Origin of the sequence: Salmonella sp. 5800, assembly GCF_046558195.1 — a bacterium.
Lineage (GTDB): Bacteria > Pseudomonadota > Gammaproteobacteria > Enterobacterales > Enterobacteriaceae > Salmonella > Salmonella enterica.
Map to the genome: position 1 here is coordinate 81,590 of NZ_JBGDOX010000013.1, position 19,411 is coordinate 101,000.

The following is a 19,411-nucleotide window of genomic DNA, read 5'->3' on the forward strand; positions in this document are numbered from 1 at the left end:
GAATAACGCAGAACAAGAGGTGATATGCCTGATAAAAAAGGCCCGACAAGCGGACCTTTTTATTAATGTCTGTCTCTGGCTTAACTTAGATCTTTTTAAAGATCAAGGAACCGTTAGTTCCGCCAAAGCCAAAGGAGTTACACAGAGCGTACTCCAGATCGCTGACCTGGCGCGCTTCATGCGGCACGAAGTCCAGATCGCAACCTTCATCCGGGTTATCCAGATTAATGGTTGGCGGAATGGCCTGATCGCGTAGCGCCAGAATAGAGAAAATAGACTCTACTGCGCCTGCGGCGCCCAACAGATGGCCGGTCATCGATTTGGTCGAGCTCACCATCACTCGGCTTGCGGCATCGCCAAAGACTGACTTAACCGCCTGCGTCTCAGCTTTGTCGCCGGCAGGCGTCGACGTGCCGTGTGCGTTGACGTAGCCAATCTGAGCAGGCTCAATCGCGGCATCACGCAACGCGTTAACCATCGCCAGCGCAGCGCCTGCGCCATTTTCCGGCGGCGACGTCATATGGTAAGCATCGCTGCTCATACCAAAGCCGACGATTTCAGCATAGATTTTCGCACCACGCGCTTTTGCATGTTCGTACTCTTCAAGCACCAACATACCGGCACCGTCGCCCAGTACAAAACCATCGCGTTCTTTATCCCACGGACGGCTCGCCGCCTGTGGGTTATCGTTGCGGGTCGACAGCGCGCGCGCTGCGCCAAAACCACCTACGCCCAGCGGCGTACTGGCTTTTTCTGCGCCACCTGCCACCATCGCGTCCGCATCGCCATAGGCGATGATACGCGCGGCATGGCCGATGTTATGCACGCCTGAAGTACAGGCAGTCGCAATAGAGATGCTTGGCCCACGCAGGCCATACATGATAGTCAGATGGCCTGCTACCATGTTAACAATCGTCGACGGGACAAAGAACGGGCTAATCTTACGCGGTCCGCCTTTTACCAGCGAACTGTGGTTTTCTTCGATCAGACCGAGACCACCGATACCGGAGCCGATAGCGGCGCCAATACGGCTTGCGTTCTCTTCCGTCACTTCAAGGCCAGAATCCTGCATGGCCTGTACGCCAGCGACAATTCCATATTGAATGAAGGCATCCATCTTGCGCTGTTCTTTGCGCGAGATAATGTCATCACAGTTAAAATCCTTTACTAAGCCAGCAAATTTCGTTGCATAGGCGCTAGTATCGAAATGGTCGATCAGGCTGATGCCACTCTGACCGGCAAGGAGAGCTTTCCAGGTAGACTCTACGGTATTGCCGACAGGAGACAACATGCCCAGTCCGGTCACAACTACACGACGCTTAGACACGGTTGTCCTCCAGGGAGGGAAAATGATTCTAGTGGGACAAAAAGATAAAACTCAGGCGGTCGAACGACCGCCTGGAGATGTTCACTTACGCCTGGTGGCCGTTGATGTAATCAATGGCAGCCTGAACGGTGGTGATTTTCTCAGCTTCTTCGTCCGGAATCTCAGTATCAAACTCTTCTTCCAGAGCCATTACCAGCTCAACGGTGTCAAGAGAATCTGCGCCCAGGTCTTCAACGAAAGAAGCATTGTTGGTTACTTCTTCCTGCTTAACGCCCAGCTGTTCGCCGATAATTTTCTTAACGCGTTCTTCGATAGTGCTCATACTCTTAAATTTCCTATCAAAACTCGCTTTCGCGATGGTTTTCGTAGTGTATAAAATGTTGAAAAATTTGCAACTAAATCCCGGCAGGTCTTACCACGATTTTACGTTATTTTGCGGCCTTTCGCCCTAATAACGCAAATATTTTTCAATCGTGATTAAACCATGTACATTCCGCCGTTGACGTGCAAAGTCTCACCAGTGATGTAACTCGCTTCGTCAGAGGCTAAAAATGCAACCGCACTGGCGATTTCCTGAGCGCCGCCGAGGCGACCCGCAGGCACCTGCGCCAGGATACCCGCACGCTGATCGTCAGACAGCGCACGCGTCATGTCCGTTTCAATAAAACCCGGAGCCACAACATTGACAGTAATACCACGGGACGCAACTTCACGCGCCAGTGATTTACTGAAACCGATCAGGCCCGCTTTCGCCGCAGCGTAGTTTGCCTGACCTGCATTTCCCATGGTACCAACCACAGAACCAATAGTGATAATGCGACCACAACGCTTTTTCATCATAGCGCGCATTACCGCTTTTGACAGGCGGAAAACGGATGATAAATTGGTTTCGATAATATCGTTCCACTCATCATCTTTCATTCGCATCAACAGATTATCACGAGTGATACCGGCATTATTAACCAGGATATCCACTTCACCAAATTCTGCGCGAATATTTTCCAGAACAGATTCAATAGATGCAGGATCGGTCACATTCAACATCAAACCTTTCCCGTTAGCACCTAAATAGTCGCTAATGTTCTTCGCACCATTTTCACTGGTCGCAGTCCCGATAACTTTCGCGCCGCGGGCAACGAGAGTCTCTGCAATTGCGCGGCCTATGCCACGGCTTGCACCAGTCACCAGCGCAATCTTTCCTTCAAAGCTCATGGTTTTCCTCTTTTATTGCGTAAGTGCCGCAGACAGCGCCGCCGGCTCGTTCAGCGCCGACGCTGTCAGGGTGTCGACAATACGTTTCGTCAGACCAGTGAGGACTTTACCTGGACCCACTTCATAAAGATGTTCAACGCCCTGCGCCGCGATAAATTCCACGCTCTTCGTCCACTGTACCGGATTGTACAACTGGCGAACCAGCGCATCGCGGATAGCGGCGGCATCGGTTTCACATTTCACGTCAACGTTGTTTACTACCGGCACCGTTGGCGCGCTAAAGGTAATTTTGGCTAATTCAACCGCCAGCTTATCTGCCGCTGGTTTCATCAGCGCGCAGTGCGACGGTACGCTCACCGGCAGCGGCAGCGCGCGTTTCGCGCCAGCGGCTTTACAGGCTGCGCCCGCGCGTTCTACCGCCTCTTTATGCCCGGCGATAACCACCTGTCCCGGCGAGTTAAAGTTAACCGGCGAAACAACCTGCCCTTCGGCAGATTCTTCACAGGCTTTAGCAATAGAGGCATCATCCAGCCCGATGATCGCAGACATGCCGCCAGTACCTTCCGGAACCGCTTCCTGCATGAATTTACCACGCATTTCCACCAGACGAACGGCATCAGCAAAGTTGATGACGCCAGCGCAAACCAGCGCGGAATATTCGCCCAGGCTGTGACCTGCCATTAACGCAGGCATTTTACCGCCCTGCTGCTGCCAAACGCGCCAAAGCGCGACGGAAGCGGTTAATAACGCCGGCTGCGTCTGCCAGGTTTTATTCAGTTCTTCCGCTGGACCTTGCTGGGTGAGCGCCCACAGATCATATCCCAGAGCCGCAGAAGCTTCAGCAAACGTTTCTTCTACGATAGGGTAATTTGCCGCCATTTCGGCCAACATCCCAACGCTCTGAGAACCCTGACCGGGGAACACAAATGCAAATTGCGTCATGTTTAAATCCTTATACTAGAAACGAATCAGCGCGGAGCCCCAGGTGAATCCACCCCCGAAGGCTTCAAGCAATACCAGCTGACCGGCTTTAATTCGCCCGTCACGCACGGCTTCATCCAGCGCGCACGGCACAGAAGCCGCGGAGGTATTACCGTGCCTGTCCAGCGTGACGACGACATTGTCCATCGACATGCCGAGTTTTTTCGCTGTCGCGCTAATGATACGCAGGTTAGCCTGATGCGGCACCAGCCAATCGAGTTCTGAGCGATCCAGGTTATTAGCCGCCAGCGTCTCATCGACAATATGCGCCAGTTCAGTGACCGCCACTTTAAAGACTTCATTGCCCGCCATCGTCAGATAAATCGGGTTATCCGGATTTACGCGATCGGCATTCGGCAGGGTCAGTAATTCACCGTAACGGCCATCGGCATGAAGATGGGTGGAGATAATACCCGGTTCTTCAGAAGCGCTCAGTACGGCCGCGCCTGCACCATCGCCGAAAATAATGATCGTACCGCGATCGCCAGGATCGCAAGTGCGGGCTAATACATCGGAACCGACCACCAGCGCGTGTTTAACCGCGCCGGATTTAACGTACTGGTCGGCGATGCTTAACGCGTAGGTGAAACCTGCGCACGCTGCCGCGACATCAAACGCCGGGCAACCTTTAATACCGAGCATACTTTGAATCTGACATGCCGCGCTTGGAAATGCATGCGTTGCTGATGTGGTAGCCACCACAATCAAGCCAATTTGGTCTTTATCGATCCCCGCCATCTCAATCGCGCGATTCGCAGCGGTAAAACCCATCGTCGCGACAGTTTCATTCGGCGCGGCGATATGGCGTTCACGAATACCTGTACGAGTGACAATCCACTCGTCAGAGGTCTCAACCATTTTTTCCAGATCGGCGTTAGTCCGCACTTGTTCGGGCAGATAGCTGCCAGTACCAATAATCTTCGTATACATGTACGCTCAGTCACTTTTCGGTTATATACCGTTACCTGTAAACGTCTGGCACGCTGGCGGCACCGGGGAGACAGCGATATTATCTGTGCGCCCGCAGGTTTACGCCTTTGCCATCGTCCAGCGGTTCAAATCCGGCTGGGTATACAGATTCCAGGCGAGCGGCAATTCGCTGAGGAACTTGTCGCTGCACCGCCTGCACTGCCTGTTCAATCGCGACTGCAAATGCTCGCTGATTGGCCGCACCATGACTTTTTATCACCGTGCCGCGCAATCCTAACAGACAGGCGCCATTATACTGGTCGGGGTTGAGGTGACTGAATCGCCTCGTCAGGCTTTTTTGTAACCAACGTTTTAATAACAGCAGCCACCACGACCGTTTTTTCCCCTCGCCCTGTGATTTCAGCAGTGAAAGGAACATTCTGACAACCCCCTCCATCGTTTTAAGTGTGACATTGCCTGTAAAGCCGTCACACACCAGTACATCGGTTTTTCCCGTCAGTAACTCATTCGCCTCAAGGTAGCCGATGTAATTGATGGTTGGGACTGTTTTTAACATTAAAGAGGCTTCGCGAATACTGTCGAGGCCTTTGGTTTCTTCTTCCCCGATATTGAGTAGCGCCACGCGGGGATTTTTGATCCCGACTACCTCTTCCGCCAAAACGGCGCCCATCACGGCAAACTGCACCAGCATGGTACTGTCACAGTCGACGTTGGCACCCAAATCAAGCACTACCGTTTTGCCCTTTTGCTGGTGCGGTAATACCGTCACCAACGCCGGACGCTCAATCCCCTCAAGAGGCTTGAGCAATAATTTCGCCAGCCCCATCAGCGCCCCGGTATTACCGGCGCTAACGCAAGCTTCGGCTCGGCCTTCTTTCACAAGCTCCAGGGCCACACGCATGGATGTCCCGCGACTGGCGCGGATCGCCTGCGAAGGCCGGGCATCACTGGCAATAACTGACTGTGCAGGGATAATCTGCAGACGCGAACGTTGTTCAAAGTCAGCTTTGGCAAGTAATGGCGTGATAATATCGGGATTCCCGACTAAAAGAAGAGTGAGCTGCGAATTAGCGTTCAGTGCCTGCAATGCTGCAGGCACCGTCACGGAAGGACCAAAATCGCCCCCCATGACATCTAACGCCAGGGTTAGACGTGTCAAGGTATCGTCGCTGCCTGGTTCGGTGTTCTCCGCTTACGCGGAGAAATCCTCACTAAGCTTTATCACGCTTGTACTCTTCGGCTTTTACACCACAGGCACACCTGTGATGCAAAAGGCATCGAGTATCGCGCGATTACTTAGCGATGACCTTACGGCCGCGGTAGTAACCGTCGGCAGTGATGTGGTGACGCAGGTGTTTTTCACCAGAAGTTTTGTCTACAGACAGGCTGGTGACTGCGGTCAGAGCGTCATGGGAACGACGCATGCCACGTTTGGAACGGGTTGGTTTATTCTGTTGTACGGCCATGGACCTTACTCCTCAATTACGGTTTATCCCTGCGTCCGCGGGGAAGACCTATTACTTACGCTTTAAGCTGGCTAATACGGCAAATGGGTTTGGCTTTTGCGCTTCATCAGGCAGTTCGCCAAAGACCATGTCCGCCTCGGACACTTCACAGTGTTCAGAATCATGCACCGGAACTACCGGCAAGGCGAGGATGATTTCATCTTCAACCGTCGCCAGCAGATCGATTTCGCCGAATTCGTTTACCTCAATCGGCTCATACGCTTCCGGCAGTGCTTCAGCCTGCTCGTCGGAACGGACAGGGCTAAAACAATACGTTGTGTGAACCTGATGGGTAAACGGTTTCCCGCAACGCTGGCATTCGAGCGACACCGTAACGACCGCATCGCCTGTTAAAACGGCGAGACGCTGGTTATCGATAGCGAACGACATGGAGCATTCCACATCACTGTCCACACTGACTACAGATTCGGCAACGCGCTCAACCTGATCGGGGGTATAGATACCCTGGTAATCAAGGCGTTTTTGAGCGGTACGAACCGGATCAAGAGTCAGGGGTAATTTTACCTTTTGCATAGGGCGCGCATATTAACTTCGTAACGTCATATAGTCAAAGAAAAAGGCAGCCTGCGGTTGCCTTTTGCCAATAATTCGCACACATTGCGGGTTACAGACTTATTTTCGCTCAAGACGAGTCAGTATGACAGGCTTGAAGACCGAAGAGCATAGTTTAAGATGGCTCTCATCATTACGCTATATCTGAGGGAAAAAATATGCCCCGTCTCATCCTTGCGTCTACCTCTCCCTGGCGTCGCACGCTGCTGGAAAAGCTGACGATTCCTTTCGAATGCGCCGCGCCGGATGTTGATGAAACCCCCATGCCGGGCGAAGCGCCGCGTCAGTTGGTGCTGCGGCTGGCGCAGGCGAAGGCGCAATCGCTCGCCGCGCGTTTCCCGAATCATTTGATTATTGGCTCCGACCAAATTTGTGTTCTGGACGGCGAAATCACCGGCAAACCGCTGACGGAAGAAAAAGCGCGTCAGCAATTAGCCAAAGCCAGCGGAAATATTGTGACGTTTTATACCGGACTGGCACTGTATAACTCCGCCTCCGGGCACTTACAAACCGAAGTGGAGCCTTTTGACGTTCATTTTCGCCATTTAAGCGAAGCGGAAATAGACGACTATGTCCGTAAAGAGCATCCGCTGCACTGCGCGGGAAGTTTTAAAAGCGAAGGTTTAGGCATTGCATTATTTGAACGCCTGGAAGGTCGTGACCCAAATACCTTGATCGGTTTGCCGCTGATCGCGTTGTGTCAAATGCTGCGGCGGGAAGAGATGAACCCGCTGAATGCCTGATTAATCTGCCTGATGGCGACGCGATGCGTCTTATCAGGCCTACGGTGCATCACACGATTGTAGGCCTGATAAGCAACGTGCATCAGGCTTTACTACGTAATACCTCAAGGCAGCGCTTCAATTGCTTATCCATTGGCGCTTCAATGCGCATGACTTCGCCCGTTCCCGGATGCGTGAACTTCAGCGCCGCGGCGTGCAGAAAGAGACGTTTAAGACCAGTTCCCGCTTCGGTAAGCTGTTGATCAAACTCACGGTCGCCGTAGCGATCGTCGAACGCAATAGGGTGACCGGCATATTGGGTATGTACGCGAATCTGATGCGTACGGCCCGTGACCGGGCTACAGCGCACCAGCGTGGCGAAGGCATAGCGCTCTTCCACCTTGAAGCGCGTTTCTGACGGTTTGCCTTCCTGGCTCACGCGAACAATGCGTTCGCCGCTTTGCAGAATGTTCTTTAATAATGGCGCCTGTACGGTTTTAACGTGCGATTGCCACTGGCCGCGCACCAGCGCCAGATAATCTTTCTGCATTCCCTTTTCGCGCAGTTGCTCATGCAGCGAACGCAGCGCGGAGCGTTTTTTCGCCACCAACAGCACGCCGGAGGTATCGCGGTCAAGACGATGCACCAGCTCCAGGAATCGCGCTTCCGGACGCAACGCCCGCAGCCCTTCGATGACGCCAAAACTTAACCCGCTCCCGCCGTGTACGGCGGTGCCGGAAGGCTTATTCAGCACCAGAATATGGTCGTCTTCATACAAAATGACGTCCGCCAACGCCGCCACTTTTTGCAAATGCGGCGACACGGCCTCTTCTTCGCGTTCAGCAACGCGAACCGGCGGAATGCGGACTTCATCGCCCGCTTCCAGTTTGTATTCCGGTTTAATGCGTTTTTTGTTCACCCGCACCTCGCCTTTACGCAAGATGCGATAAATCATACTTTTTGGTACCCCTTTCAGTTGGGTGCGCAAAAAGTTATCAATGCGTTGCCCCGCTTCGTCAGCGGCGATAGCAACAATTTTTACGGATGGCGTTTCTGTTTTCATGGGGGGCGATTCTAAATAGCCTGTGAGATTCGCGCCACACATTTTTCTATGCTTATAGAGACGTCTACGCCAGTGGATGAACATTTTTCACTGCGGTTTTGCTGGTTATTAAAGCGATTGGCTCACGCTGGTGAAAAAACTGTGAGTAAGCGGGTGATAAATGGTAAAAGTCATCTTGCTATAACAAGGTTAGCAGTGGAATAATGATGCGGTTTCCGCACCGAAACTTGTTAAAACAAAAAGTTTAGCGGAATAACCCATTTTGTCTGACCGATCATCAACGCAGCAATGGCGTAAGACGTATTGATTTTTCAGACAGTTAGCGGGCTGCGGGTTGCAGTCCTTACCGGTAGATAGGATCTTCTCTGGAGAGTAATGCCCAGGCTGCTTCCCTGATAATTGCGCTGTGTTTCCGTATGAAATACAGGCAACCGACACTCTGCGCCTCTTTGAGCTGACGATAACCGTGAGGTTGGCGACGCGAAATAGTCACGAGGCCATCGGTTCATGCCCGGTAAGGCGTCACCATGCCCGCAGCTTAGTCGTCAACGTAAGAATAATGAGTAAGTTACGATGAAAAGAATGTTAATCAACGCGACTCAGCAGGAAGAGTTGCGCGTCGCCCTTGTAGATGGGCAGCGTCTGTACGATCTGGATATAGAAAGCCCCGGACACGAGCAGAAAAAAGCGAACATCTATAAAGGCAAAATTACCCGTATTGAACCGAGCCTGGAAGCGGCTTTTGTTGATTACGGCGCAGAACGCCACGGTTTCCTCCCGTTAAAAGAAATTGCCCGCGAATATTTCCCCGCTAACTACAGCGCTCATGGTCGCCCGAACATTAAAGACGTGTTACGCGAAGGCCAGGAAGTCATTGTTCAAATCGATAAAGAAGAGCGCGGCAACAAAGGCGCGGCGTTAACCACCTTTATCAGTCTGGCGGGCAGCTACCTGGTACTGATGCCGAATAACCCGCGCGCGGGTGGTATCTCCCGTCGCATTGAAGGCGACGATCGTACCGAGTTAAAAGAAGCGTTGGCCAGCCTGGAGCTTCCTGAAGGGATGGGGCTTATCGTACGTACCGCGGGCGTGGGTAAATCCGCCGAAGCGTTGCAGTGGGATTTAAGCTTCCGCCTGAAACACTGGGAAGCCATTCAGAAAGCCGCTGAAAGCCGTCCCGCGCCGTTCCTGATCCATCAGGAAAGCAACGTCATCGTACGCGCGTTTCGCGACTATCTGCGTCAGGATATCGGTGAAATCCTGATCGACAATCCAAAAGTGATGGAAATGGCGCGTCAGCATATCGCCGCGTTGGGCCGCCCGGATTTTAGCAGCAAAATTAAGCTGTACACCGGTGAAATCCCGTTGTTCAGCCATTACCAGATCGAATCGCAGATCGAGTCAGCGTTCCAGCGTGAAGTGCGCCTGCCCTCCGGCGGCTCCATTGTCATTGACAGTACCGAAGCGTTAACCGCCATCGATATCAACTCCGCCCGCGCGACTCGCGGCGGCGATATCGAAGAAACCGCGTTCAACACTAATCTCGAAGCGGCCGACGAGATTGCCCGCCAGCTGCGTCTGCGCGACCTGGGCGGCCTGATCGTTATCGACTTTATCGATATGACGCCGGTACGTCACCAGCGCGCGGTAGAAAACCGCCTGCGTGAAGCGGTGCGTCAGGACCGGGCGCGTATTCAGATTAGCCATATTTCCCGCTTCGGCCTGCTCGAAATGTCGCGTCAGCGCCTGAGCCCGTCGCTGGGCGAATCCAGTCATCACGTGTGTCCGCGCTGTAGCGGTACCGGCACCGTGCGCGATAACGAATCTCTGTCGCTGTCCATTCTGCGCCTGATTGAAGAAGAAGCGCTGAAAGAGAATACGCAGGAAGTCCATGCCATTGTTCCGGTGCCGATCGCCTCTTATCTGCTTAACGAAAAACGGACGGCAGTTAACGCTATTGAGACGCGTCAGGATGGCGTCCGCTGTGTCATCGTCCCGAACGATCAGATGGAAACGCCGCACTATTCCGTGCTGCGCGTACGCAAAGGGGAAGAAACGCCGACCCTGAGCTACATGCTGCCGAAGCTGCACGAAGAAGCGATGGCGCTGCCTTCTGAAGAAGAGTACGCCGAGCGTAAACGCCCGGAACAGCCTGCGCTGGCGACATTCGCTATGCCAGATGTGCCTCCGGCGCCGACGCCTGTCGAACCGGCGGTTAGCGTCGCCACGGCGAAAAAGGATAATGTTGCCGCCGCGCAGCCTGCCCAGCCGGGTCTGTTTAGCCGCTTCCTAAACGCGCTGAAACAACTGTTCAGCGGTGAAGAAACGAAAGCCGTCGAAACAGCCGCGCCGAAAGCGGAAGAAAAAGCGGAGCGTCAGCAGGATCGTCGCAAGCCACGGCAGAACAACCGTCGCGATCGTAACGAACGCCGCGACACCCGTGATAACCGTGCCGGACGTGACGGCGGCGAGAGCCGCGACGATAATCGTCGTAACCGTCGCCAGGCGCAGCAGCAAAATGCGGAAGCGCGCGATACCCGCCAGCAGGAAACGGCGGAAAAAGTGAAAACCGGCGATGAGCAGCAACAGACGCCGCGTCGCGAACGCAGCCGCCGCCGCAATGATGACAAACGCCAGGCGCAGCAGGAAGTAAAAGCGCTTAACCGCGAAGAACTGCCTGTCCAGGAGACCGAGCAGGAAGAACGCGTTCAGCAGGTTCAGCCGCGCCGCAAGCAGCGTCAGCTTAATCAGAAAGTCCGCTTTACCAACAGCGCAGTGGTTGAAACGGTTGATACGCCAGTCGTCGTCGACGAACCACGCCCGGTTGAAAACGTTGAACAGCCCGTTCCAGCGCCGCGTACCGAATTGGCGAAAGTTGATTTACCTGTCATTGCCGATATCGCGCCGGAGCAGGATGATAGCGTAGAACCTCGCGATAATACCGGTATGCCGCGTCGCTCCCGCCGTTCTCCGCGCCACCTGCGCGTTAGCGGTCAGCGTCGTCGTCGCTATCGTGACGAGCGCTACCCGACACAATCGCCGATGCCGTTAACCGTAGCCTGCGCGTCGCCAGAAATGGCGTCCGGTAAAGTCTGGATCCGCTACCCGATTGTCCGTCCTCAGGAAACGCAGGTTGTTGAAGAGCAGCGTGAAGCAGATCTGGCGCTGCCACAACCGGTTGTCGCTGAACCGCAGGTTATCGCTGCGACCGTAGCGTTAGAACCACAAGCGTCGGTACAGGCAGTAGAAAACGTTGCCGTTGAGCCGCAGACCGTCGCCGAACCACAGGCGCCGGAAGTCGTCGAGGTCGAGACAACGCATCCGGAAGTGATTGCCGCACCGGTTGATGAACAGCCGCAACTGATTGCCGAAAGTGATACGCCGGTGGCGCAAGAGGTTATTGCTGACGCCGAACCGGTAGCAGAAACCGCCGACGCGTCCATTACGGTGGCTGAAAACGTGGCTGATGTTGTCGTTGTCGAGCCAGAAGAAGAGACAAAAGCGGAAGCGGCTGTTGTGGAGCACACGGCAGAAGAAACCGTTATCGCACCGGCCCAGGTGGTGGAAAAGCCGCAGGACGTTGTCTGCGTTGACGACGATCATAATCACGCCAGCGCGCCGATGACGCGTGCGCCAGCGCCGGAATATGTGCCGGAAACCCCGCACCATAGCGACTGGCAGCGCCCTTCCTTCCACTTTGAAGGTAAAGGCGCGGCAGGCGGACACAGCGCTACACGTCATGCCAGCGCCCCGGCGACACGCCCACAGCCGGTAGAATGATGTAAATGCTGATACAAAGCCGACCGCCAGGTCGGCTTTTTTATGCCCCTTACAGGGCGATGCCTCACCCCATAGCGTCTTTTAGTCACTCCAGGCGTTTATGAGATCGGGCGGGATAATACGTACGGATGGCGTCGCTACGGGCGCGACAATATGACCACTCAATGACGACTAAAAAAATGCCCGCGCCGGGGTGGATGGCGCGGGCAGACAAAACATATCCAGTTTCGTGATATGTTTCAAAAAGAGGTGTTACCGGTTCAACTGGAAAAGCGACATTCCCTGCATGTCGGTAAACGTTTTATAGGACGCCTGTAATGCCGCCTGTTGCATGACGTAGGAGGAAATGACCGAGTTCCAGTCCACATCTACCAGATTGCTCATCTGCAGCTTCTGTCCCAGCGCACGGTCGCTTCCCAGTGAATCCAGCGTACTGAGTTCGCTCAGTTGCGTTCCCAGTTCCGCACGAACGGTCAGGACGTTATTGAGCGAATTTTTTAAGCCGCGATTGGTTTTATCAATGGCGGCAGCGGCCTTTTCTTTTTCCACGTCATTGCCTTCCACCGGGGTCTTGAGTGCGGCAATTGCCGTATCGAGCATGACAAACAGATTCTTTTCGGAGTCCGAGCCATCCGGTTCCGGCACCGCATTGCTGGTGATGCTATTAAAAATTTGCGCACCCGTATGGCCAATTACCATCGTGCGTGCGGAATCCACCTGCTGGGTAACACTTTTCTCGCCGCCATGATAACCACCTGTCGCCTGGTCGAATGGCGCCGCTTCCGTTTTATACCCGGCAAAGATATAGCGACCATTGCCGTCAGTGCTGTTTGCCAGGTTCATCAGCTGATCGCGGATGCCCTGTAAATCCGTCGCCAGCGATGCGCGGTCATCGTCGCTTAACGTGCCGTTTCCGGCATAGACGATTTTTTCCTGCGCGGTTTGAATCGCCGTCGTCACCTGACTGAGTACGCTTTCTTCCAGCGACACTTTTTGGGTGGCAAACGTACGCGCCAGGGCGTACTGGCTATTCTGCGCCTGCGCCTGAGAGAGTACTACCGCCTGCGACGCGGCGATCGGATCGTCAGATGGGTTGGTAACGCGCTTACCGGTAGACATCTGCTCGCCCAGCTTCATCCATTCGGCCTGAGAATTAGTGATGCCGCTCATATTTTGTTCGTACATCATCTGGGTACTGATACGCATGTCATCCTTCTCCTTTAGCGAATATTCAGTAACGCATCAAACAGCGCATTCGCGGTCTGCAATACTTGCGCATTCGCCAGATAATACTGCTGATAACGCTGCAAATTGCCGTATTCTTCGTCGAGGTTAACGCCGGAAACCGACTGTTGCTGTTTATAAAGCTGTTTAACCACATTCGCCTGCGTGGTGCTGCTGGTTTTCAGCGTTGACGTTTTGTTACCCACATCGCTGACCAACGTGGCGTAAGCATCGTTAAAGGTTTTGTTGCCGCCCACTACATTGCTGTTTTGTAAGTCCAGCAATGCCTGACCATTGCGGTTATCGCTGTCGCCGGTATCCACGTCAGGATCGAGTTTTGACTCAGACGCCATCGCAATCTCGGCTTCATTTGTCACTTTAACGTTCATGTCGACGATAGCATTGCTGACCGGCTTGAGAAGAAAACTGTCGTTTTTCTGTGCGCCGGTCCCTACCGTCACTTTCAGACCGTCAATCTCCAGTTTTCCGTCAGCATCTTTTGTCGCCGTGAAGGTGGTGTTATCCGCAGTGCGAGTAACCTGCCAGTCTGTACCGTCAAAAACAATCTTATAATCCGTCGCCTGAACCTTCGTGCTGTCGACCACCTTAGCGGTTAGCGATACCGTTTTATCGGCATTATTACTGTTGCTATATACCACCGGCGAGCCAATGCTAAAGAAGTCTTTCCCTTTATTGCCGTCGGCGTCATAACCTTTGGTATGCTGCGCGTTAAACGCATCGGCAAACGCCAACGCCAACTGGCCCAGCGTATTACGAGTCTGATCCAGATCCTGAGAACGGAACGTCAGTAATCCGCCGAGCGAACCGGTGTTCAGCAACTTTTCCGGAATTTCGATGTTACCGGCGGCCTCATCGACATAAGCGACAGTCGTTCGCGTCGGGTCGGCGCTGGAGGGAACCGCCGCCAACTGACGCGCCGTCGACCCCTGCACCAGCGTATAGCCATTGGCCATCGTCAGGTTATAGGTGCCGCCGTCCTGTACACTCACCTCGACGCCAACGATCTTGTTAAGCTCGCTGACCAACTGATCACGCTGATCGAGCAGGTCGTTCGGCGATGCGCCCGCGCCTACGCCCGTCATACGGGAGATTTGATCGTTCAGGTTAGCTATCTGCTTCGCGTAATTGTTGATTTGCGCCACGCTGGAGCCAATCGCGATATTGACCTGTTTATCCTGATCGCGCAGATACTGATCGGTGGTTTTGAACTGGTTTACCAGCCCTTCCGCCTTACCAATCAGCGCCTGACGCGCCGCAGGATCTTCCGCATTACTGACTAACGTTTGCAGGCTGGTAAAAAAACTCTGCAACGAACCAGACAGTGAGCTGGATTTATCAGCCAGCAGGTTGTCGATTTTCGACATCTGTTCATAGCGCGTGGTTAAGCCGCTGCTCTGGTTTTGCGCGCCGCGTAGCTGATTAGTGATAAACGCATCATATTCGCGCTGTACGCCTGAAACGTAAACGCCATTACCTATCCAGCCGCCAGCCCCTAACGTACTGTTTGCCTGCGCCAGAATAGTTGTCTGCCGGGTATAACCCGCAACGTTATAATTGTTGATGTTATTACTGACCGTATTTAACGCGGCCTGCGCGGCGTTAAGTCCGCTCATGGCGTGATTAATCAAGCTGGACATGATGGTTCCTTTTAATCCTTCAATACTCGTTGTTATCGGCAGCGACTACGTGGACTTGAGCAATTTAAAAGAGATTGTCGAGATTCGCGCTGTAGGTTTTGCTGACCTTTTCACTCATCGCTTTCAACTGCTGAATCATGCTGGTCAATTTACGCGCGTAATTCGGGTCAGTGGCGTATCCGGCGTTTTGCAGAGCCACTGCGCCCTGCTCTGCCGTGGCGGCAGTGGTCACGGCAGCGTAGCGTGGGTTACGCGTTAACAGCGCGACATAATCCGATAACGCCTCCAGATACGAGTTATAGACGCGGAATTTCGCTTTCACTTTTTTCGCTTCGCCATTTTCGTATTCAGTGGTGGTGATTTCCGTCACCGGCCCTTTCCAACTGGCGGTCGCTTTCACGCCAAATACGTTATAGCTGGGTTCGCCATTCTCCCGCAGGATTTGCCGTTGCCCCCAGCCCGACTCCAGCGCCGCCTGCGCCAGAATCAGATGATGCGGCACCCCGCTTTGTTCGCTGGCCAGCCTCGCAGGGAGCGAAAGCCGGGCCAGAAAGTCTTTACTGTCGCCGGAGAGCGGCGCATCGCTGCTGTCCGGCGTTTTCGGTATGGCTTTGCGCACCAGTTGGGTCAGCGCCTGATTTTGATAGCTGTTTACCGTCTCCAGGGAGAATTTAAGCGGTACTTGCGGCGCATCATCTGCAGGCATCGTCTGCCCGCCCGTCATCTGTTTAACCATCATATCCGCCAGCCCCAGTCCCTTACCGGCGGTCATCTGCTGGGCGATCTGCTGGTCATACATGCTGGTATACAGACGCGTCTGATCGCTGCTGAATAAACCATCTTTGGGTAAAGCCTCGCGCATACTTTTCAGCATCATCTGCACAAACATCCCTTCCACCTGACGGGCCACAGGACGGATATTCGCCGCCGGGTCCTGGCCCGCTTTCGCTTTCAGTTCGTTCAGAGATTGCGCATCCCAGGCCGCGCTGGCCAGCAATTTACCGTCTCCGATCATCAGATGATTTCCAGTTTGGCGCGTAGACAGCCCGCGCTCTGCATGGACTGCAAAATCGACATCAGGTCCATCGGCGTCGCGCCAAGCGCATTCAGCGCACGCACTACGCTGTTCAGATTGGCGCTGGAACGCACGCTCTGTAGCGATCCGCCGCTCTGACGCAAATCTATCTGAGTCTGTGGCGTCACCACGGTCTGCCCGCCGCCAAATGGCGTATTCGGCTGGTTGACGTTGAGCTGGCGATTGACTGTCACTGACAAATTGCCCTGCGCCACAGCGCAGCTATCCAGCGTGACTTCCCGATTCATGACCACCGAACCGGTACGCGAGTTGATCACAACTTTTGCATCCTGCGGCGTCACGTTGACCTCCATATTTTGAATGTCCGCCAGAAAACGCACCTGCGAGCTGTTGCCGCTGGGCACGCGTACCTGTACCGTTCGCGCATCAAGCGCAGTGGCGCTGCCGTAACCGCGGGCGCGGTTGATGGCGTCGGTAATTTGCTGCGCCATCGTAAAATCTTCGTCGTTCAATTGCAGATTAATGGTGTTGCCAGCGCCGAACTGAGTCGGCAACTCACGTTCGATAATCGCGCCATTAGTGATGCGCCCGCCATTAAGCTGGTTAACCTGCACGCTACTGCCGCCTGCGGAAGCGCCCGCGCCGCCGACCAGAATATTGCCCTGCGCCAGAGCATACACCTGGCTGTCCACCCCTTTTAACGGCGTCATTAATAACGTCCCGCCACGCAGACTTTTAGCGTTCCCCATTGAGGAAACGACGACATCGATCGTTTGTCCCTGTCGCGCAAAAGGCGGATACGACGCCGTCACCATCACCGCCGCCACGTTTTTCAACTGCATGTTGGTGCCGGTGGGGACCGTAATCCCCAGTTGTGACAGCATGTTATTCAGCGTCTGGGTGGTAAATGGCGTCTGAGTCGTCTGGTCGCCCGTACCGTCCAGCCCGACCACCAGCCCGTAACCGATCAGCGAGTTTTCCCGTACTCCCTGGACACTGGTCAGATCCCGGATACGCTCGGCGTGCGCCAGAGTGGCAACCAGTGCCAGAACGATTCCTGCAAGAGCTTTAAACACATACACCTCGCTTACATCGGCGACAAATTAAGGAAGAAACGTTGCAGCCAGCCCATATTTTGCGCTTCGTTAATATAGCCGTTCCCGACATATTCAATCCGCGCATCCGCCACCTGTGTCGAGGGAACGGAGTTGCTGCCGCTGATGGTGCGTGGATTTACCACGCCGGAGAAGCGGATGAATTCCGTTCCCTGATTAATCGCGATCTGTTTTTCCCCCACGACGTGTAAATTGCCATTGGCCAGAACCTGATCGACGGTCACGGTCAGCGTGCCGCTAAAAGTATTGCTGGCATTCGCGCCGCCTTTGCCGTTAAAAGAGTTGCCGCCGGAGGCCTCCATATCCGCGCGGGAATTACCGAATAATCCCTGCAGATAACGCGGTACCGTATCAAAACCAAAACTGGTTTTGCCGTCGCGACTGGCATTTGCCGACGAGCTTTTACTGGCGCTGACGTTTTCCTGTAACACAATCGTGAGCGTATCGCCGATATTACGCGGTCGACGATCTTCAAAAAGCGGCTGATAGCCATAATTAATCGGCTGCGCAGACTGAAATATGGAGCCATTCGCCACCGGTACCGGGCCAGGTATCGGCTGCGCCGTGGTCGCCCCCTGCACGAGCGGTTTAGCGGGTATCCAGGCGCATCCTGTCAGCGTCGCGACCATCAGGGCCATAACTGGGTAAGCGTGAAGCGCGTATTTTTGCATTACCTTCATCTTCAAAATCAGGGAGCCGGTGGCGTATCCCCACCGGCGGCCCCTTAGAGTTGCGTCAGTTTCTGCAGCATCTGATCGGTCGTCGATACTGCTTTACTGTTAATTTCATAGGCGCGTTGAACCTGAATCATGTTCACCAGCTCTTCCGCCACGTTAACGTTCGACGTTTCGACATACCCTTGATACAACAACCCCGCGCCGTTGAGCCCCGGCGTGCTTTCGTTCGGCGCGCCGGACGATTGCGTTTCGATATAGAGGTTCTCGCCGATGCTTTCCAGACCGGTGTCGTTCATAAAGGTGGTCAGGTTAAGCTGCCCGACCTGAACCGGCGCGGCCTGCCCCTGCTGGGTCACGCTGACCACGCCGTCGCGGCCAATGGTGATACTTAACGCGTTGGCCGGAATGGTGATTGCCGGCTGCACCTGAAAACCGCCCGCCGTCACCAGTTGACCATTCTGATCCACCTGGAAAGAGCCGTCGCGGGTATAGGCAGACGTACCGTCCGGCAGCATGACCTGGAAAAAGCCCTGCCCTTTAATCGCCACATCTTTACTGTTGTTGGTCTGCGACAGGTTCCCCTGACTGTGCAGGCGCTCCGTGGCGACCGGACGCACGCCGGTACCGATTTGCAGCCCGGAAGGCAGCGTCGTCTGCTCGGACGACTGCGCGCCCGGCTGGCGGATGGTCTGATACAACAGATCTTCAAATACCGCGCGCTGACGCTTAAAACCATTGGTGCTGACGTTTGCCAGGTTATTGGCAATCACATCCATATTGGTTTGCTGCGCATCCAGACCGGTTTTGGCGATCCATAATGAACTGATCATAAAATGTCCTGTATTAACTCATCGACAGCAGTTGGTTAGCTCGCCCTTCGTTCTCATCTACGCTGGTGATAACCTTCATCTGCATTTCAAAACGACGTGCGTTGGCGATCATGTCGGTCATGGCTTCAACCGGCTTGACGTTACTGCCCTCCAGCACGCCCGACATAATGCGAATTGACGGGTCGGCGGCCAGTACCGCCCCGCGTTCAGCCTGTGCCTCGGCGGTAAGGCGGAATAAACCGTCATCGCTCCTCTGCACCTCATTGCCTTCCGCTTTGACCAGCTTCAGTCGCCCAACGGGCGCCACCGTGTTTGGCGGGTCGCCGGGATTGAGCGCGGAGATCGTGCCGTCTGCCGCAATGGTGATTTCCGACCCTTCAGGAACGGTAATCGGGCCGCCTTCGCCGATAACCGGATGTCCCTGAATGGTTAACTGCCCGGTCGGGCCCACCTGGATATTCCCGTTACGGGTATATCCTTCAGCGCCATCCGCCGCTTGCACCACCAGCCAGCCGTCCTGCTGCAACGCAACATCCAGCGGGCGGGAAGTGTAGTCCAACTGACCCGGGGTCATATCCGCCCCCGGCGTCGATGCCGTAACCAGCGTACGCGTCGCTAAAGAGAGGCCATCAACGGGCACCGCGCGTAGCGCGTTAAGCTGTGCACGAAAGCCCGGCGTTGAGGCATTAGCCAGGTTACTGGCCGTTACCGCCTGCTGGTTAAGCGTCTGGCTGGCCGCCCCCATGGCGGTATAAATTGCGTGATCCATTAAGCTATC

18 protein-coding genes are annotated in these 19,411 nt (G+C 54.5%); 2 read left to right on the plus strand and 16 right to left on the minus strand.

Annotated elements, in window-relative coordinates; genetic code table 11:
* Nucleotides 1-85 precede the first annotated feature (85 nt).
* From fabF to yceD, 8 genes are all read right to left on the minus strand, one after another.
* Nucleotides 86-1,327, minus strand: a complete 1,242-nt coding sequence (gene fabF, locus ACLJZ5_RS20040; protein WP_000044664.1) for a beta-ketoacyl-ACP synthase II — start codon at nucleotides 1,325-1,327, stop codon at nucleotides 86-88.
* Nucleotides 1,328-1,412: 85 nt separating this feature from the next.
* A complete protein-coding gene (gene acpP / locus ACLJZ5_RS20045; protein WP_000103754.1) occupies nucleotides 1,413-1,649 on the minus strand; it encodes an acyl carrier protein in 237 nt (78 codons plus the stop codon).
* Nucleotides 1,650-1,804: 155 nt separating this feature from the next.
* The gene (fabG, locus tag ACLJZ5_RS20050) at nucleotides 1,805-2,539 is read right to left on the minus strand and encodes a 3-oxoacyl-ACP reductase FabG (protein WP_000007236.1); all 735 of its coding nucleotides are present in this window, start codon (nucleotides 2,537-2,539) and stop codon (nucleotides 1,805-1,807) included.
* A gap of 12 nt (nucleotides 2,540-2,551) precedes the next feature.
* Complete coding sequence (fabD, locus tag ACLJZ5_RS20055; protein WP_000191343.1) at nucleotides 2,552-3,481, minus strand: ACP S-malonyltransferase; 930 nt, start codon at nucleotides 3,479-3,481, stop codon at nucleotides 2,552-2,554.
* 15 nt (nucleotides 3,482-3,496) lie between these two features.
* Entirely contained in the window at nucleotides 3,497-4,450 is a 954-nt protein-coding gene (gene fabH / locus ACLJZ5_RS20060; protein ID WP_000288148.1) for a beta-ketoacyl-ACP synthase III, read from the minus strand.
* Nucleotides 4,451-4,529: 79 nt separating this feature from the next.
* Nucleotides 4,530-5,609, minus strand: a complete 1,080-nt coding sequence (gene plsX, locus ACLJZ5_RS20065; RefSeq protein WP_001518286.1) for a phosphate acyltransferase PlsX — start codon at nucleotides 5,607-5,609, stop codon at nucleotides 4,530-4,532.
* Between the two features lie 133 nt (nucleotides 5,610-5,742).
* Nucleotides 5,743-5,916 (minus strand): 50S ribosomal protein L32, encoded by a 174-nt coding sequence (gene rpmF, locus ACLJZ5_RS20070; RefSeq protein ID WP_000290727.1) that lies wholly within the window; start codon nucleotides 5,914-5,916, stop codon nucleotides 5,743-5,745.
* A gap of 51 nt (nucleotides 5,917-5,967) precedes the next feature.
* The gene (yceD, locus tag ACLJZ5_RS20075; protein ID WP_001174492.1) at nucleotides 5,968-6,489 is read right to left on the minus strand and encodes a 23S rRNA accumulation protein YceD; all 522 of its coding nucleotides are present in this window, start codon (nucleotides 6,487-6,489) and stop codon (nucleotides 5,968-5,970) included.
* Nucleotides 6,490-6,686: 197 nt separating this feature from the next.
* On the opposite strand from yceD, the gene ACLJZ5_RS20080 reads away from it, so the two are divergent.
* Complete coding sequence (locus ACLJZ5_RS20080) at nucleotides 6,687-7,271, plus strand: Maf family protein (RefSeq protein WP_024798071.1); 585 nt, start codon at nucleotides 6,687-6,689, stop codon at nucleotides 7,269-7,271.
* 82 nt (nucleotides 7,272-7,353) lie between these two features.
* Here ACLJZ5_RS20080 and rluC read toward each other — a convergent pair whose 3' ends face one another.
* Nucleotides 7,354-8,313 (minus strand): 23S rRNA pseudouridine(955/2504/2580) synthase RluC, encoded by a 960-nt coding sequence (rluC, locus tag ACLJZ5_RS20085; RefSeq protein ID WP_000846318.1) that lies wholly within the window; start codon nucleotides 8,311-8,313, stop codon nucleotides 7,354-7,356.
* Between the two features lie 573 nt (nucleotides 8,314-8,886).
* Between rluC and rne the strand changes: the two genes are divergently transcribed.
* Nucleotides 8,887-12,093 (plus strand): ribonuclease E, encoded by a 3,207-nt coding sequence (rne, locus tag ACLJZ5_RS20090; protein ID WP_024798072.1) that lies wholly within the window; start codon nucleotides 8,887-8,889, stop codon nucleotides 12,091-12,093.
* 252 nt (nucleotides 12,094-12,345) lie between these two features.
* Here the strand turns inward: rne and flgL are convergent, their stop codons facing one another.
* From flgL to ACLJZ5_RS20125, 7 genes are all read right to left on the minus strand, one after another.
* Entirely contained in the window at nucleotides 12,346-13,299 is a 954-nt protein-coding gene (gene flgL / locus ACLJZ5_RS20095) for a flagellar hook-associated protein FlgL (RefSeq protein ID WP_001223032.1), read from the minus strand.
* A 14-nt stretch (nucleotides 13,300-13,313) separates the two neighbouring features.
* The gene (flgK, locus tag ACLJZ5_RS20100; RefSeq protein WP_000096425.1) at nucleotides 13,314-14,975 is read right to left on the minus strand and encodes a flagellar hook-associated protein FlgK; all 1,662 of its coding nucleotides are present in this window, start codon (nucleotides 14,973-14,975) and stop codon (nucleotides 13,314-13,316) included.
* 64 nt (nucleotides 14,976-15,039) lie between these two features.
* Complete coding sequence (gene flgJ, locus ACLJZ5_RS20105; protein ID WP_000578680.1) at nucleotides 15,040-15,990, minus strand: flagellar assembly peptidoglycan hydrolase FlgJ; 951 nt, start codon at nucleotides 15,988-15,990, stop codon at nucleotides 15,040-15,042.
* Nucleotides 15,990-17,087, minus strand: a complete 1,098-nt coding sequence (locus tag ACLJZ5_RS20110; RefSeq protein WP_001518955.1) for a flagellar basal body P-ring protein FlgI — start codon at nucleotides 17,085-17,087, stop codon at nucleotides 15,990-15,992. The genes flgJ and ACLJZ5_RS20110 overlap by 1 nt, the downstream gene beginning before the upstream one ends.
* 11 nt (nucleotides 17,088-17,098) lie before the next feature.
* Nucleotides 17,099-17,797: a flagellar basal body L-ring protein FlgH gene (gene flgH / locus ACLJZ5_RS20115; RefSeq protein ID WP_001174897.1), complete on the minus strand. Its 699-nt coding sequence runs from the start codon at nucleotides 17,795-17,797 to the stop codon at nucleotides 17,099-17,101.
* Between the two features lie 53 nt (nucleotides 17,798-17,850).
* Entirely contained in the window at nucleotides 17,851-18,633 is a 783-nt protein-coding gene (flgG, locus tag ACLJZ5_RS20120; protein ID WP_000625851.1) for a flagellar basal-body rod protein FlgG, read from the minus strand.
* Nucleotides 18,634-18,646: 13 nt separating this feature from the next.
* Complete coding sequence (locus ACLJZ5_RS20125; protein ID WP_000349278.1) at nucleotides 18,647-19,402, minus strand: flagellar basal body rod protein FlgF; 756 nt, start codon at nucleotides 19,400-19,402, stop codon at nucleotides 18,647-18,649.
* Nucleotides 19,403-19,411: the final 9 nt, after the last annotated feature.

Coding starts and splice junctions, on each gene's coding strand:
- acpP (WP_000103754.1), bottom strand. CDS start 1,649: ATGAGCACTATCGAAGAACGCGTTAAGAAAATTATCGGCGAACAGCTG.
- fabG (WP_000007236.1), bottom strand. CDS start 2,539: ATGAGCTTTGAAGGAAAGATTGCGCTGGTGACTGGTGCAAGCCGTGGC.
- fabD (WP_000191343.1), bottom strand. CDS start 3,481: ATGACGCAATTTGCATTTGTGTTCCCCGGTCAGGGTTCTCAGAGCGTT.
- fabH (WP_000288148.1), bottom strand. CDS start 4,450: ATGTATACGAAGATTATTGGTACTGGCAGCTATCTGCCCGAACAAGTG.
- rpmF (WP_000290727.1), bottom strand. CDS start 5,916: ATGGCCGTACAACAGAATAAACCAACCCGTTCCAAACGTGGCATGCGT.
- yceD (WP_001174492.1), bottom strand. CDS start 6,489: ATGCAAAAGGTAAAATTACCCCTGACTCTTGATCCGGTTCGTACCGCT.
- ACLJZ5_RS20080 (WP_024798071.1), top strand. CDS start 6,687: ATGCCCCGTCTCATCCTTGCGTCTACCTCTCCCTGGCGTCGCACGCTG.
- rluC (WP_000846318.1), bottom strand. CDS start 8,313: ATGAAAACAGAAACGCCATCCGTAAAAATTGTTGCTATCGCCGCTGAC.
- rne (WP_024798072.1), top strand. CDS start 8,887: ATGAAAAGAATGTTAATCAACGCGACTCAGCAGGAAGAGTTGCGCGTC.
- flgL (WP_001223032.1), bottom strand. CDS start 13,299: ATGCGTATCAGTACCCAGATGATGTACGAACAAAATATGAGCGGCATC.
- flgK (WP_000096425.1), bottom strand. CDS start 14,975: ATGTCCAGCTTGATTAATCACGCCATGAGCGGACTTAACGCCGCGCAG.
- flgJ (WP_000578680.1), bottom strand. CDS start 15,990: ATGATCGGAGACGGTAAATTGCTGGCCAGCGCGGCCTGGGATGCGCAA.
- flgH (WP_001174897.1), bottom strand. CDS start 17,797: ATGCAAAAATACGCGCTTCACGCTTACCCAGTTATGGCCCTGATGGTC.
- flgG (WP_000625851.1), bottom strand. CDS start 18,633: ATGATCAGTTCATTATGGATCGCCAAAACCGGTCTGGATGCGCAGCAA.
- ACLJZ5_RS20125 (WP_000349278.1), bottom strand. CDS start 19,402: ATGGATCACGCAATTTATACCGCCATGGGGGCGGCCAGCCAGACGCTT.